At 75.8% G+C, this 14,477-nt stretch carries 11 protein-coding genes and 1 pseudogene; 4 read left to right on the top strand and 8 right to left on the bottom strand.

The window, feature by feature from the left end:
- The 4 genes from BF93_RS18595 to BF93_RS18580 all read right to left on the bottom strand — a co-directional run.
- The coding region (locus BF93_RS18595; protein WP_038374736.1) for an asparagine synthetase B family protein at positions 1-1,026 on the bottom strand (1,026 nt) is incomplete at its 3' end.
- Entirely contained in the window at positions 1,023-1,838 is an 816-nt protein-coding gene (locus BF93_RS19190) for a TetR/AcrR family transcriptional regulator (protein WP_232226500.1), read from the bottom strand. The genes BF93_RS18595 and BF93_RS19190, both read right to left, overlap by 4 nt.
- The gene (locus BF93_RS18585) at positions 1,835-2,977 is read right to left on the bottom strand and encodes an aspartate-semialdehyde dehydrogenase (protein ID WP_084148705.1); all 1,143 of its coding nucleotides are present in this window, start codon (positions 2,975-2,977) and stop codon (positions 1,835-1,837) included. Before BF93_RS18585 ends, BF93_RS19190 begins: the two co-directional genes overlap by 4 nt.
- 1 nt (position 2,978) lies before the next feature.
- Positions 2,979-4,346 (bottom strand): aspartate kinase, encoded by a 1,368-nt coding sequence (locus tag BF93_RS18580; RefSeq protein WP_038374735.1) that lies wholly within the window; start codon positions 4,344-4,346, stop codon positions 2,979-2,981.
- A 324-nt stretch (positions 4,347-4,670) separates the two neighbouring features.
- On the opposite strand from BF93_RS18580, the gene BF93_RS18575 reads away from it, so the two are divergent.
- The 3 genes from BF93_RS18575 to BF93_RS18565 are packed head-to-tail and all read left to right on the top strand — an operon-like array spanning position 4,671 to position 8,100.
- Positions 4,671-5,654: an ABC transporter ATP-binding protein gene (locus BF93_RS18575; protein ID WP_051487216.1), complete on the top strand. Its 984-nt coding sequence runs from the start codon at positions 4,671-4,673 to the stop codon at positions 5,652-5,654.
- On the top strand, positions 5,651-6,877 hold the full coding sequence (locus BF93_RS18570) for a hypothetical protein (protein WP_038374733.1): 1,227 nt from the start codon (positions 5,651-5,653) through the stop codon (positions 6,875-6,877). Before BF93_RS18575 ends, BF93_RS18570 begins: the two co-directional genes overlap by 4 nt.
- Positions 6,874-8,100 (top strand): ABC transporter permease, encoded by a 1,227-nt coding sequence (locus BF93_RS18565; RefSeq protein WP_051487215.1) that lies wholly within the window; start codon positions 6,874-6,876, stop codon positions 8,098-8,100. Before BF93_RS18570 ends, BF93_RS18565 begins: the two co-directional genes overlap by 4 nt.
- A gap of 12 nt (positions 8,101-8,112) precedes the next feature.
- Here BF93_RS18565 and aspS read toward each other — a convergent pair whose 3' ends face one another.
- From aspS to recR, 3 genes are all read right to left on the bottom strand, one after another.
- Entirely contained in the window at positions 8,113-9,429 is a 1,317-nt protein-coding gene (gene aspS / locus BF93_RS18560) for an aspartate--tRNA(Asn) ligase (protein ID WP_038374739.1), read from the bottom strand.
- A 189-nt stretch (positions 9,430-9,618) separates the two neighbouring features.
- Entirely contained in the window at positions 9,619-11,130 is a 1,512-nt protein-coding gene (locus BF93_RS18555; RefSeq protein ID WP_156954211.1) for a hypothetical protein, read from the bottom strand.
- Positions 11,131-11,312: 182 nt separating this feature from the next.
- Complete coding sequence (gene recR / locus BF93_RS18550; protein WP_038374732.1) at positions 11,313-11,906, bottom strand: recombination mediator RecR; 594 nt, start codon at positions 11,904-11,906, stop codon at positions 11,313-11,315.
- A 111-nt stretch (positions 11,907-12,017) separates the two neighbouring features.
- Here recR and BF93_RS18545 point away from each other — a divergent pair, with 111 nt between their 5' ends.
- Positions 12,018-12,545 carry a GyrI-like domain-containing protein gene (locus BF93_RS18545; RefSeq protein WP_038374729.1) on the top strand — a complete coding sequence of 176 codons (528 nt, stop codon included), beginning with the start codon at positions 12,018-12,020 and terminating at the stop codon, positions 12,543-12,545.
- Between the two features lie 38 nt (positions 12,546-12,583).
- Here BF93_RS18545 and BF93_RS19905 read toward each other — a convergent pair.
- Positions 12,584-14,477: pseudogene (locus BF93_RS19905) on the bottom strand (DNA polymerase III subunit gamma and tau); the annotation flags it as partial.

The following is a 14,477-nucleotide window of genomic DNA, read 5'->3' as shown; positions in this document are numbered from 1 at the left end:
CACCGCGGCGGCGTCGCGGTCGGTGCGGTCGGCGGCAGGGCGCTGGCCGGCGGCCGCCGTGGCCTCGACGAACGCATCCTGCAGCAGGGCGTCGACGTCCAGGACGCGGCGACGGCGGGACGCCAGGGTGCGGCGCGCCCGGTCCACGGCGCCGGGCAGCAGCCCCTCGCGGCGGGAGGCGGCCTGCGGGAGGCCCGCGGCACCGATGAACCCGGCGCCGCGCGGCCCGGTCGCGTCGATCACGACCGCCCCGGGGGCGCCGGTCTCGGCGGCGTGGCGCACCGCGACGAAGTGGGCGTACACGCCCAGGTGCGCGAAGGGCTCGCCCTGGGTGCGGACGAGGTCGGCGAGGTCCTTCTTGAACTGGTCGGTGCTGGGGCGCACCGGCTCGTGGGCGATCCCCGCCCGGGTGGCCACGGCCTCCAGCGCACGGGAGACCCCCACCGGGGAGGCCGCGCCGTCGGCGGCGCGGGCGCTCGCGGCGTGGACGGTCACGGCACGCACCGCATCGGCCTCGACCAGCAGGGCCGCCGAGCCGAGGTCCTCGGCCAGCAGCACGGTGGCCTGCTCGGCGGTGCCCACCGCCGCGCGGACCGCCTGGGCGAGGGAGCCGTGGCCGGCATCGGCCGCCTCCTCGCCGCGCTCGCGGCGGAACCCGCCGTCGGCGCCGATGCGGACGCGGTCGCCGACGTCCAGGCGCTGCACGCCCTCGAAGAAGGTCGCCGAGCCGCTGGCCACGTCCTGGCCGCGCAGGTACGCCAGGACCGTCGGCTCGTGCGGGGCGGGGGCGAGGCCGCGCTCGGCGCGGGCGGCGACCACGGCCGCCAGATCGGTGCCCCACAGCACCCCGCCGTCCACGGGGGCGAGGTAGAGCTGGGGCGCCGAGGGGCGCAGCCGGCTGGCGAGCACCTCCGCCCCGTCGCGGTCGATGCCGATGCCGATGCCGGGGGCCTCCTCCGCGGGGATCGGGGCGCGGCCGGAGTCGGCCGTGCCGTCGAGGGAGAGGAAGCCGATCTGCTCGGTCATCGGGGGTCCTTCTGCTGGGAGTCGGAGGTCTCGCGCGGGTCCACCAGGAACGTCGCGACGAGGGCGGCGAGGTCCTGGGCGGCGGTGTCGTCGTGCCCGGCGCGCTGGAGGGTGCGCACCGTCTCCTCGCGCACGGCGAGGGAGAGCACCAGGGCGACGGTGCAGCGGGCCGCGAAGCCCGGGTCGATGCCCTCGCGCAGCTCGCCGCGCTCGGCGAAGGCGGTGTAGACATCCTCGAGCACGTGCTCGTGGACGCGGCGCAGGCGGGCCAGGCGGAACCGGCCCGGATGGTCCTTGCTGACGGCCTCGCCGTTGAGCGTGGACAGCAGCAGGATCGGGTGCGAGCGCGGGTTCCACTGCCGCTCGAGGGCCGTGAGGAAGGTCGCGCGGTCCGCGGACAGCCGCGGCGCGGCCTCGAGGATGCCCTGGGCGTGGTTCTCGAGCCGGTCGACCACGGCGCTGAGCAGGGCGTCCTTGCTCGCGAAGTGGTGCAGCATCCCGGGGTGGGAGATCCCGATCCGCCGGGAGATGTCGCGCAGGCTGGCGCCGTGGTAGCCGTGCTCGGCGAACATGGTGGCCGCGCCGTCGAGGATCTCCTCGCGCCGGGAGGAGCCGGCGCCGGTGCGCAGGGTCGGCTCCACGGTGCCGGAGACGGTGTCCAGCGTCCGGATGGCCCGGATCAGCGGGTCGACGGAGGCCGCCGCCTGGTCCTGGGAGACGGTCCCGGTGCCCGACCGGTCCGAGAGGAACGAGGCCAGCGGCACCGGTCCCGGGCCGGAGGAGGGGTGCACCGACGGCGGGATGCCGTTCACCGTGCCGTCTCCTCCACGAGGAGCTCGGCGATCTGGATGGCGTTGAGGGCGGCGCCCTTGCGGAGGTTGTCGGCGACGGCGAAGAGCACCAGGCCCCGGCCCTCCGGGACCGACTGGTCCTGGCGGATGCGTCCGACGAAGGTGCCGTCGCGGCCGGCGGCGCGCAGCGGGCTGGGCACGTCCTCGAGGATCACGCCGGGGGCGCCGTCGAGGAGGCGGCGGGCCTCCTCCGCGCTGAGCGGGCGGTCGAACTCGGCGTGGATCGCGACGGCGTGTCCGGTCAGGACGGGCACGCGCACGCAGGTGCCGGCCACGGCGAGAGCGGGGATGCCGAGGATCTTGCGGGACTCGTGCCGCAGCTTCTGCTCCTCGTCCGTCTCCCCGGAGCCGTCGTCCACGAAGTTCCCCGCATGGGCGAGGACGTTGAAGGCGATCGGCTGGGAGTAGACGGCCGGGGCCGGGAACTCGACGGCCGAGCCGTCCGTGGCCAGGCCCTCGATGCCGGGGGCGACCGTGCGGACCTGGCCCACCAGCTCCTCGACCCCGGCCAGCCCGGAGCCGGAGACGGCCTGGTAGGTGGCGACCTTGAGGCGCTGCAGCCCGGCCGCGTTGTGGAGCACCTTCAGCGCCGGCATGGCGGCCATGGTGGTGCAGTTGGGGTTCGCGATGATCCCGCGCGGGCGGTCGGCCATGGCGTCGGGGTTGACCTCGGCGACCACCAGGGGGACCTGCTCGTCGCGGCGCCAGGCGGAGGAGTTGTCCACGACCACGGCGCCGGCCTCGGCGAAGCGCGGGGCCAGGGCGGTGCTGGTGGCGCCGCCGGCGGAGAAGATCGCCACGTCCACGCGGCGGCCCTCGGAGGTGATGTCCGCCGTGGCGGCGTCCTCCACGCGCAGCTCCAGGCCCGCGTAGTCGACGGCTGTGCCGGCGGAGCGGGCGGAGGCGAAGGCGCGGATCCGGGAGTGCGGGACCGCGCGCTCGGCCAGCAGCGCCAGCATCACGCGGCCGACCTGCCCGGTCGCCCCGACCACGCCGATCACGGGCCCGTCCTCGCGATATCCCGGCGTGCCGGAGAAATCGGTGCCGGAGACATCGGTGCTCGAGCTGCTCCGGGAGTCGATCGTGCGCGCCTCGGTCATGTCAACGCCCCGTCCCGCCGTACACGACGGCCTCGGTCTGGTCCGCGTCCATGCCGAACGCGGAGTGGATCACCCGGACAGCATCATCCAGCCGGTGCACGTCCGTGACCACCGAGATGCGGATCTCCGAGGTGGAGATCATGTCGATGTTGATGCCGGCCTCGCCCAGGCAGCGGAACAGCGTCGCCGAGACGCCCGGGGAGGACTTCATGCCCGCACCGACCACGGAGACCTTCCCGATCTGGTCGTCGTAGCGCACCTCGCGGTAGCCGATGGTCTCGCGGGCGCGCTCGATGGCGGCCAGCGCGGCGGGGGCATCGGCCTCCGGCAGCGTCAGGGAGATCGCCACGGTGTCGTCCACCGTGGAGGAGTTCTGCACGATCATGTCGATGTTCGCGCCGGAGGAGGCGACCACGTCGAACAGCAGGGCCGCCTTGCCGGGGATGTCCGGCACCTCGACCACGGTGATCTTGCCCTCGCTGCTGTCGTGCGCGACGCCCGAGATGATCGGCGCCTCGAGCCCTTCCTCGCGATTGCTGTGCACGATGTCCTCCTTGCTGGGGCGGCCGGCGTCCAGGTGGACGACCTCGGCGGCGGGGATGGTCAGGTCGGGGTCCACGGGGACCAGGCGATCCGCCTGGTCGGTGACGAGGGTGCCGATGCGGCCGCTGAAGGAGCTGCGCACATGCAGCGGCACCCCGTGGCGGCGCGCGTACTCGACGCTGCGGCCCATCAGGATCTTCGCGCCGTTGGCGGCGAGCTCGAGCATCTCCTCGCAGGAGATGTAGGGGACGCGGCGGGCCGCCGGGACGATCCGCGGATCGGCGGTGAACACGCCGTCCACGTCGGAGTAGATCTCGCAGACATCGGCCTCGAGCGCGGCGGCGAGCGCGACGGCGGTCGTGTCCGAGCCGCCGCGGCCCAGGGTGGTGATGTCCTTGGTGGTGTGGGAGACGCCCTGGAAGCCCGCGACGATCGCGACGCTGCCGCCGTCGAGCGCGTCCTGGATGCGGCCGGGGGTGACCTTGAGGATGTGCGCCTTGCCGTGGACCTCGTCGGTGATCACGCCGGCCTGGGAGCCGGTGTAGGCGCGGGCGTCGACGCCCAGGTCGTTCAGGGCCATCGACAGCACGGCCATGGAGATCCGCTCCCCGGCGGTGAGCAGCATGTCCAGCTCGCGCGGCGGCGGGGTGGCCGTGACCTGCTCGGCGAGGTCGATGAGCTCATCGGTCGTGTCGCCCATCGCCGAGACGACGACCACGACCTGGTGGCCGGCCTTCGCGTACAGCGCGATGCGGTCGGCCACGCGCTTCACGGACGCGGCATCGGCGACGGAGGAACCGCCGTACTTCTGGACCACCAGGCTCATCGAGGCGGGCCTCCTCAGGTTCGTCGGGGCGCGAGGGACGCGCCGTCGCACGCGGGATGGGACCGGCACCGGGCCGTGCCCCCGCGAGACCCCGGGCATGGCGGAGCGCACGGGCACGTCCTAGGGCCTCCCCCAGTGTACGAGGGGTGTCCAGGGGGCGGACCGCGCGGTTGCCATGCGGGACGTCCCGCCCGTGTCCGCCCAGCTCCTCGGCGCAACGATCTGCGCACGATCTGCGGAGGTTCCGTGCAGGAGGGATCCGGCGCACGTCCGGGATGACAGGATCGGGGCAGGGCCGAGGGGCGGCTCGAGGAGGGGTGGCCGATGTCGATCGCGACCGCAGGATCCGGAGCCGAGGGCGTGCCGGGGATCGTCGTGGACTCCGTCTCGCGGGCCTTCGGCTCCGTGCAGGCCGTCGCCGGGCTGTCGCTGGTGGCGCCGCAGGGCCAGGTCACGGCGCTGGTCGGGCCGAACGGCTGCGGCAAGTCCACGCTGATGCTGATGCTGGCCTCCCTGCTGGCGCCGGACTCCGGGTCGGTGCGGATCCTCGGGCACGACCCGATGGTGGACACCGATGCGACGCGCCGCGCCGTCGGCTGGATGCCCGACCAGTTCGGGGCCTGGGACTCGCTGCGGGTGCACGAGGTGCTGGAGGTGGTGGGCCGCGCCTACTTCCTGCCGCGCGACCGGCTGCGCGAGCGCATCGCCGCCCTGCTGGCCGAGCTGGACCTCGTCTCGCTCGCCCGCAGCCCGGCGCATGTGCTCTCCCGCGGGCAGAAGCAGCGCCTGGGCCTGGCCCGCGCCCTCGTCCACGAGCCCGAGGTGCTGGTGCTCGACGAGCCGGCCTCGGGCCTGGACCCGGCGGCGCGCAAGCGCCTGCTGAGGATCGTGCGGGACTTCGCCTCCGCCGGCGGCACCGTGCTGGTCTCCAGCCACATCCTCTCCGAGCTGGAGGAGATGGCCGACCGCGTCGTGTTCATGGACCAGGGCCGCGAGACGGGGCAGGCGGGGCTGGACGAGCTCGCCGCGCGGCCGCAGGCCTGGCGGATCCGCAGCCTGGACGCCTCCTCCCTGTGGCGCGCCCTCGAGGACGTGGGCGTGGCCCGCGGCCGGGTGCGCCGGTCCGAGCCCGCCGCCGACGGCCACGCCGACGTCACCCTCGACCTGCCCGACGAGAAGGTCGCGGCCCTGCTGCTGGCCGACCTCGTCGCCCACGACGCGCAGATCATCGGCTTCGGCCCCGCCGCCGGACGCCTCGAGAACGCCTACCTCTCCAGCGAGGCGGCCCGGCGCCAGGGCGCGCTGTGACCGCCCCGCCGCTGCACCGGCCGCAGGCCCCCTCCCGCCGCCCGGCGCGCGGGGCGTCCGCGGGCAGCGCCTGGCGCCTGCGTCCCCGCGGCGTCCTCCTGGTGGCGTCGCTGACCCTGCGGCGCCGCGCCGCATCGCGCCGCTGGCGGTGGGGCCTGGCTCTCTGGGCGGTGGTGCTGCTGGCGCTGGACCTGCTGTTCCTCCTGGCCGATGCGCTCCGGCGCGGGACGGGATCGGCCGCCTTCGAGATGGCGGTCCTCGTGCTCGCCGTCGCCCTGCTGCTGGTGCTGCCGCCGCTGGCCGCCGGGCAGATCCAGGCCGACCGCGCGGCCGGCCGGCTCGAGGTCCTGCGGGCCAGCCTGCTCAGCCCGGCCGAGATCATCGGGGGCCACGCCCTGGCGACCTGGACCACCTCCGTCGCGCTGATCGGCCTGGCCCTTCCCTCGCTCCTGCCGGGCGCCGTCCTGGCCGCCCATCCCCTGTCGCGGGTCGTCGCCGTCGCGGCGGTGCTCGCGCTCGTGTCCCTCGCGATCGCGCTGCTCGGGGCCGGGCTGTCCGTCCGCGCCGCGCGGCGCTCCGGGGCCGTGGTCCGCACCGCCGGCGCCGTCGCGATCCTCGTGCTGGGCCTGCCGATCCTGTGGTCCGCGTCCCTGCCCCTGCTCACCGAGGAGCAGGAGGTCCTGACGTCGCGGCCGATCGATGCGGACCAGATCGTGGCGCTCGCCGAGGTCCCCGGGGTCGAGCACCCCGCCCTGGCCAGGGAGGCCGACGTCGGGGCGCCGATGATCCTCGTCCCGGTGGGATGGCTCGAGGCGTCGGGCGCCGCCGGCTCCGAGGACCCCTGGCGCTCCGTGACGCGTGCCGAGCGGTGGTGCGTCTTCTCCGAGGAGTCCCGTCCGGTCCCCCGGTCCGACCTGCTCCTGCCGCTCCTGGCCGTCCATCCGCTGGTCGCGGTCGCCGAGGTCTCTCCGCCCGGCATGGGCGTGCTGTCGACGATGCGCTCGGGTCTGGACGGCGCCGCGCATCCCGCCCAGCCCGCGCGCTTCACCACCTGCTCGCCGGGGGACGTCGGCCATCCCGAGCCCTCCCGCGCCTACGCCCCCGCCTGGCCCGTCGGCCTCGCCGTCTGGCTCCTCGCGGGAGGCGGCGCCGCCGCTCTCGCGGTGCGACGCCTGTCCGTCCCGACCCGCGGCGACACCGCCGAGCGAGGAGTCCTGCGATGACCGCACCGACCGTCCCCTCCCCTGCCCCCGCCTCCCCCGGCCCGGGGCCTGCACCGAGCCTGACCGCGGGGACGTCCACCTGGCGCCTGCGGCCGCAGGGCCTGCGGGTCGTGATCGGCCTCGAGCTGCGCCAGCGGGTGCGCTCGAAGCGCTGGTACGTGGCGCTGGGGCTGTGGTTCCTGTTCCTGATGGGGATGAGCCTGCTGATCCTCGCCTCCTACCTGGTGCTGGACCTCGACGGCGCGGGGTCGCTGCGCGGAGCCGGAGGGCTCGCGTTCTCCCTCGGGACGCTGCTGCTGGTGTTCCTGCAGCTGCTGGTGCTGCCGGCGCTGTCCGCCGGCGCCGTCAACGGGGATCGGACCGCCGGGACCCTCGCGACGCTGCAGGCCACCCTGCTGAGCCCGGCGGAGATCGTCGCCGGGAAGGTGCTCGCGAGCTGGATCGTGGGGCTCGCGTTCCTCGCCGCGGCGCTGCCCTCGATCGCGCCCGCGGCGCTGCTCTCCGGCGCCTCGCCCCTGTACCTGCTGCGCATCATGGTGATGCTGGCGCTGCTGTCGCTGCTGGTGACGATGCTCGGGGTGGGCCTGTCCTCGCTGTTGCGCAGGCCGCTGGGCTCCGTGGTGCTCACCGATCTGGTGGTGATCGGCGCGATGGTGATCCTGCCGGTGATCTGGGCGGCCTCGCTGCCGATGCTCAGCGTCGACCGCGAGAGCACCGACTACTACCAGCAGCCCTTCGACAGCGACTGGATGCAGGTCGGCACCGCGCCGGGCCACGAGGCGACGGTCGTGCTGCCGCCCGGCTCCCCGGAGCCCCAGCCCGGGGATCAGGTCTGCGTCGCGGAGACCTGGGAGACCGGGGGCGTGCGCTCCGAGATCTCCGCGCCGCTGCTGTGGGTGAACCCCTTCGTCCTGGTCGCCGACATGGCGCCGCAGATCGACCCGGAAGAGCTCAACGCGGGATCGGAGCCGCCCCTGGACCTGCTGCGGTACCTGCAGCTGGGCATGCGCTGGGCCTCGGACCCGACCTCGGGCTCCTGGTCGGTGCACTGCGATCCGGGCGTGCCCGGCTACCCGGAGGACCTCGACACCTCCCTGCCCGGTCCGATCTGGCCGATGGGCCTGGCCGCCTGGCTGCTGCTGGGCGGCGCCTCCGCGGCCACGGCGGTCCTCCGGCTGCGCGTGCCGATGCGACGGATCGGCAGCGGCACGCGCATCGCCTGAGGCGGCGGCGCCTCAGGGCGCCAGACGGTGGAGGTCCCGGGGGAACAGCGCGACCTCGCGGACGTTCGCCGCCCCGATCAGGCGGGAGACCCACCGTTCCAGGCCGATGGCGAACCCGCCGTGCGGCGGCATGCCGTGCTCGAAGGCCCGCAGGTAGTCGGCATGCGCCGCCGCGCTCATCCCCCGCTCGGCGAGGGCGGAGAGGTAGTCGCGGTGGCGGTGCAGCCGCTGCCCGCCGGTGACCAGCTCGACCCCGCGGAAGAGCAGGTCGAAGCTGTTGCTCCACGGCCCTCCGGGGATCTGCGGGCCGGTCCACGGGTGGGTGTAGAAGGGCCGCTTCGCCAGCGGGTACCCCTCGACCGCGAGCAGGTCGCTGTCGTGCTCGGCGCGGGCCCATCGGCCCAGCTCCCGTTCGTGCTCGGGGCTGAGGTCCTCCTCGGCGGGGTCGGCTCCCAGCAGCGCGAGGGCGTCGGCGAAGCGGATCACCGGGACCTCCTGCGGGATCCGCGGCAGCTCGACGTCGAGCAGGTCGAGCTCGGCCGCGGCGCGCTGCGCGAGGCCCTGGACCATCGCGCGCAGGACGCCCACGAGCACGTCGAGCACATCGCGGTGGTCGCGGACGAAGCCCAGCTCGACGTCCATGGAGCTGTACTGGGCCAGGTGCCGCACGGTGTCGTGGGGCTCGGCGCGGAAGACGGGGCCGATCTCGTAGACCCGCTCGAAGGCGCCGACGAGCTGCTGCTTGTACAGCTGGGGGCTCTGGGCGAGGAAGGCCTCGCGCCCGAAGTAGTCCACCGCGAACAGCCCTGCCCCCGACTCCGTCGCCCCGCCGACGAGCTTCGGGGTGAGGATCTCGGTGAAGCCCTGCGCGTCCAGCGTCTCCCGGAAGGCGCGCAGGGACTGCGCGGCCAGCCGCCAGCGCGCCCGCTGGGTGCGATGGCGCCAGGCGACGTCGGCGTGGTCCAGGAGAGTCGGCAGCGAGGCCGTGAGCGCCGGCCGCCAGATCTCCACCGGCGGCGTGGCGGCCGGGTCCCCGAGCGGGGTGATGCGCGGGGCCGTGATCTCGTGGCCGCCGGGGGCCTTGGGGTTCGTGCTGAGCGTGCCGGTGACCTCGACGGGCGTCTCCTCCGGCGGCAGCGCGGCGGTGCCCGCGGCGCGGTCGACGACGGCCTGCACGAGGCCGCTGCGGTCGCGGATCACGAGGAAGGCGACGGCGGAGAGCTCCCGCCGACGGTGGACGTGGCCGCGGACGGTCACGATCTCTCCCGGCGGGACCTGGGCGAGGTCGGCGGCGAGGGTGCGGACGGCGGGTACGGGGACTGGTGTCATCATTCCTCCAGGTGGCGAGGCCCTGGAGGTGCGGGCGGGGGCTAGGTCGCTGTGCCACCGCACCTTCGCCGGCTGCTGCCGGCCTCTCGTCGGTCCGCCGGTACGCGCGTGCGCTCGTCGCCCCGAGCGGGGCCGAGGGGTGTCAGGCCTCCGTGCGCCCCGTCATCGTAGCGCGGGGGCGCCGACGGGTCACCGGGGAGGATCGTGCCGGTGCAGGCCCGTCTCGGTGTCGGGGATGCGGTGGGGGTCCTCCCGCGGCGACTCCTCGTCGGCGGCGGCGCCGAAGTCCGGCAGGATGCCCTGCGAGATGGCCTCGGCATCGGCCGCCCGGTACGGGTCGGCGTGGGAGGCATGGCGGGCGGGGCCGGCCGGCGCGACGTGCCGCAGCGGCGCGATGCCGCCCTCCGGCGCGACGAGCAGGAACGGAGTCCGGCGGCGGACGTACCGCCCCGCGGGCCCGTAGAGCACGTCGCGCAGGCGGCGGCGCATCGCCCAGCTCGCGCCGAGGCCCAGCAGCGGGACGAGCAGGAGGACGTCCACCGCCGCCCACACCCAGCCGACGGTGCTCATCGCGCCGGCGGCCAGGAGCAGCACGGTGTACACGGCGGTGATCAGCAGCGCCTGCAGGCTCACGAGCACGCCGGTGAGGTTCACGACCCGCACCTCCCAGGGGTTGCGGGCGGCGCGCTCCTCCCAGGTCGGGTAGGTGCGCTCATCGGTGACCGCATCGCGGGTCCCGGCGGCCAGCAGCATGGCCAGGTGCGGGGTGAGGGCGACGAGGCCGACGAGCACCAGCAGCAGCGGGACGCCGAAGGCGAAGACCTGCCAGGGCTGCTCCGCCCGGGCGACCGTGAAGGTCTGCGTGCTGGTGAGGCGGTGGATCACCACCACGAGGTCCTGGACGGTGAAGATGATCCAGCTCAGGGGGAGGGCCACGGGAGCCACCCAGTACAGGGCGGCGCCTGCGATCCAGCGCAGGCTGCGCGCGGCGTGGACGAGCAGCTCGGCGGGGCCCGGCTCGAGCCGGGCGGGGACCGGCGGGAGGTGGCGGCGGTCCTGGGTGACCAGGACGGCGAGGCGCTGGGCGCGCTCGGCGGCCGGGACGGTGCGGGTGGAGCGGTCCCAGATCCCCAGCTGCGCGGCAGGGGACGGGACCTCGAGCAGCTGGGTCGCGCTGAGGCGACCGCGCATCGCCAGCCACGCCAGCAGGCACCACAGCAGTCCGGCGCTGAGCGCGGCGAGCACCCCGGCGCTGAGGGACTGCCAGTGCGGGGAGAGCGGGGTCAGCGCCAGCACGGTGACCAGGACGATCGCCGCCAGGGGCGGGATCATCAGCGGTGCGGCGGCCCGGCGGGCCAGGCAGCGCTGGAAGTCCTCCTCGGTGAGGTGGGCCCGGGGGTCCATCGTCGCCACCCGATGCACGGACACCGGCAGCAGGGCGAGGCTCACCAGGGTGCCCAGCACCGGAAGCAGCAGGTAGGCCAGGCCCAGGGTGCTCGGGCTGAACCCGACCGCCCGCGCGAGCATCGCGAAGTACCCGGGCTCGAACAGGATGCTGAGCAGCCCCAGCGTCCAGAAAGTCGGCGAGGTGCCCATGACGTAGCAGGTCAGCAGCAGGTACCAGAGGATCAGGAGGATCAGCGCCGGCAGCCACGCCGCCCGCAGCATCCGGGCGGCCAGCACCCGCCGCGAGGGCAGCATGATCTGCTGCGGCGAGGCCGTCGCCGGGGGCTCCGGGGGGACCTGCGGCGGGTCGGGCAGGTGGCGCAGCGGCTCCGGAGCCGGTCGCCGGCCCGGAACGGGACGTCCCGGGGGCGGGGGCGGCCGATGGCCCGGGACCGGACCTGCGCCCCCGACCATGCCCCATCCTCCGGGAGCATCGCTCATACGCTGCGCCGTCCCAGGAACGCCCTCCCGAGGGTCATCTCGTCGGCGTAGTCGAGGTCGCCGCCCACGGGGAGCCCGGAGGCGAGGCGGGTGACGGTCAGCTCCATCGGCTGCAGGAGGCGGGAGAGGTAGGCGCTGGTCGCCTCGCCCTCGATGTTGGGATCCAGCGCGAGGATGACCTCGGTGGTCTCGCCGCTGGCCAGGCGCGACATCAGCTGGGCGATGCGCAGGTCGTTGGGGCCGACGCCGCCGATGGGGTCGATCGCCCCGCCGAGGACGTGGTAGCGGCCGCGGAACTCGCGGATCCGTTCGATGGCCACGATGTCCTTGGACTCCTCGACCACGCAGATGACCTCGTCGCTGCGGCGGGCGTCCGCGCAGATGCGGCACAGCTCGTCCGCCGCGACGTTCCCGCAGACGGTGCAGAAGCGCACCGTCTCCTTCACGCGCACCAGGACGTCCGCGAGACGGCGCACGGAGTCCTCGTCCGCGTCCAGCAGATGGAACGCGATCCGCTGGGCGGACTTGGGGCCGATGCCCGGGAGCTTTCCCAGCTCGTCGATGAGGTCCTGCACGATGCCTTCGAACACGCCCCTAGCCTAGGCGGCGCGACGGACGCGGCGGGCACGGCGGGGCCCGCGGCGCCCCGTCACCGCGGCTAGTGTGTCCGGCACCACCCCGACGTCCGTGAGGAGCTCTCGATGACCTCGATGCCCGCGCCGTACGACTCCGCCGATCCGCTGCCCTCGTGCCGCATCGCGCAGGCCCCTGCCGTGCCGACCGCCGTGGTGCGCCAGGAGGGCTTCGCGATGTACGACATGCCCTCGCTGATGGACGGCACGTTCTCGCACCTGCCCCAGGCCCTGGCCGAGGCCGGCATCGCGCCGATCGGCCCGGCGTTCTCCCTCCATCACCGCGCGCCCGTGGACACCGCCGACCTCGAGGTCGGCTTCCCCGTGGACTCCCCGCCGTCCGCGCCGATCGCGCTGCCCAGCGGGTTCGTCGTCGAGGCCTCGGAGCTTCCCGCCGGCCGGGTGGCGATGACCAGCCACATCGGCGGCTACGGCGGGCTCGGGGAGGCCTGGGGCCGGTTCACCCGGTCGGTCGGCGACCGGGGCGAGCAGATGGTCCACCCGTTCTGGGAGCTCTACGTGACGGCCCCTACCCCGGACACGGATCCCGCGACCCTGCGCACCGACCTGGTGAGCCTGCTCGAGCCGCGCGGGTAGCGCCGGGCTCGCAGCTCCGGGCTCTCAGCTCCGGGCTCTCAGCCCTTCGTCTCGTCGATCACCTCGAGGACGCGGCCGCCGAGCATCTTCTCGATGACCTCGCGCCCGTTGCGACGGGACACAGTCGCATCCGCGTCGTCCCAGCGGGCGCCGCCGGTGGGGTCCTCCGGCTCGGGCGGCGGGGCCGCGGCGCTCGGCGCCGACCGGGTCCGGCTGCGCTCCTGCGCGGCCGCCCGGGATGCCTGGGCCGCGCGCCGCGCGAGCTCGGCCCCGCTGGCGGCCTGCTCCGTGCTCGCCGGGGCCGGAGCCGCCGGCGCGGCGGCGGGCCGCACCGATTCCGGCGGCGTCACGGCCGCGGGCGTCCCCGAGGGCACGGCGACGACGTCCCAGTCCGCCGCGGCCGCCGCCGGGCTGCCGGGAGCCGGGGCGTCGGCCGACATCGACGCAGGCGCGGCGGGCTCGGGAGCGGGCTCTGACTCGGGAGCGGGGGCGGGGTCAGGGGCGGGGTCGGATCGGACCTCTTGCGGGGGCGCGGGCGCGGGGGCCGGCCCCGCCGCACCCTCCGGCACGATCTCCCGGGTGCGGACGACGCGGCCCTCGGCGATGGCCCGGCGCAGCGCGGCCTGCCCGTGGGTGCGGGGCTGCCCATCGGGGACGGTGTCGCGGCGCAGGTCCTCGACGACGAGCGGCTGCTCCGGCTCCGGGGCCGACTCCACCGCCGAGGGCGCCGCCGGAGCGGAGGCGACCGCGTCGCCCCAGGACGCGGGTGCGGGCGGCGGCGTGCTCGCCGGCGCCTCCTGCACGGCCGGGGCAGGAGCCGCGGCCGGGGCAGGAGCCGCGGCCGGGGCAGGAGTCGCGGCCGGTGCTGGGGTCGCGACCGGGGCGGGGGCCGATGCGGCCGCGGGGGCGGCCGGCTCCGGGGAGCCCCAGCCGCCGGGCCCCTCGTCGTACGGGTCCGGCGGGAACGGGTCCTCGGGCTCGGGGGCGTAGTCGGGCTCCTGCGCCGGGCGGGGGCGCGCGGCCGAGGAGGCCGACGGGGCCGAGGGGGCCGGCGCCGCCGATCGGGCACCGGCTCCGCCCTGCATCGACCGGTCCGCGACCGCGCCCCAGCTGCCCTGCTCGCGCGAGGCCGTGGGACCGGCCGGAGCTCCTCCGCCTGCCCCTCGTCCCGGCGACGGCGGGCCGGACTGGACCGGCGGGCCGGACTGCGAGGGCGGGCCGGACTGCGGCGGCGGTCCGGCGGGGCCTCCCCCGGATCCCGGGTCCTCCCCGACGACGGCCTCGATCGCGAGCTCGACGTGGGTGACCCGGCGGACGGCCTCGGCGAGGTTCTCCGCGTTCGTCCCCCGGTGGAAGGCGGACAGCAGCCCGGGCGTGCGGAAGCCGATGATCAGCGTCGAGCCGCGCACGTCCTGCACGTGGCCGTTCTGCGACACGAGCGCCCAGGCGGGGCGGCGGATCTGCGAGAGCTCGTCCATGATCGCCGACCAGTGGCCGCGCACCGCATCGGCCCCGATCGCGGCGCCCGCCGGCTGCTCCGGAGCCGGCGCAGCAGGCGCCGACGCCACCGGCGCAGGGGCCGGTGCCGCGGAGGTCGCCGGTGCCGCCGGCGCAGGTGAAGGGTCCTGCCGCGGAGCGGCGGGCGCCGGCGCCGCGCTCGACGGCTGCGCGGGGCGGCCGCCGCCGGGCACCACGACCTGGCCCCATCCGTCATCCGGGGCGGCCGGCTCCGGCCGGGGCTCCGGAGGCGTCGCGGCGGCGGCCGCCGGGGCGGCCTGCGCAGGGCGGTCGCGCCCCTCGGTGCTCCGTGCCGGGGTGCTCTGCTCCTCCTCGCGGGCCCGGCGCGCGGCCTCCGCCCGCTCCTGGGCGATGCGCCGCGCCTGCTCGCGCCCGCTGCCGCCGCCCCCGGACGGCGCCGCAGCGGCCGGGGGG

The organism is Brachybacterium phenoliresistens (assembly GCF_000576425.1).
GTDB classification, from domain to species: Bacteria; Actinomycetota; Actinomycetes; order Actinomycetales; family Dermabacteraceae; genus Brachybacterium; species Brachybacterium phenoliresistens.
The sequence above is the reverse complement of the archived record's forward strand: the minus strand, read 5'-3'. Positions and strand labels throughout refer to the sequence as shown.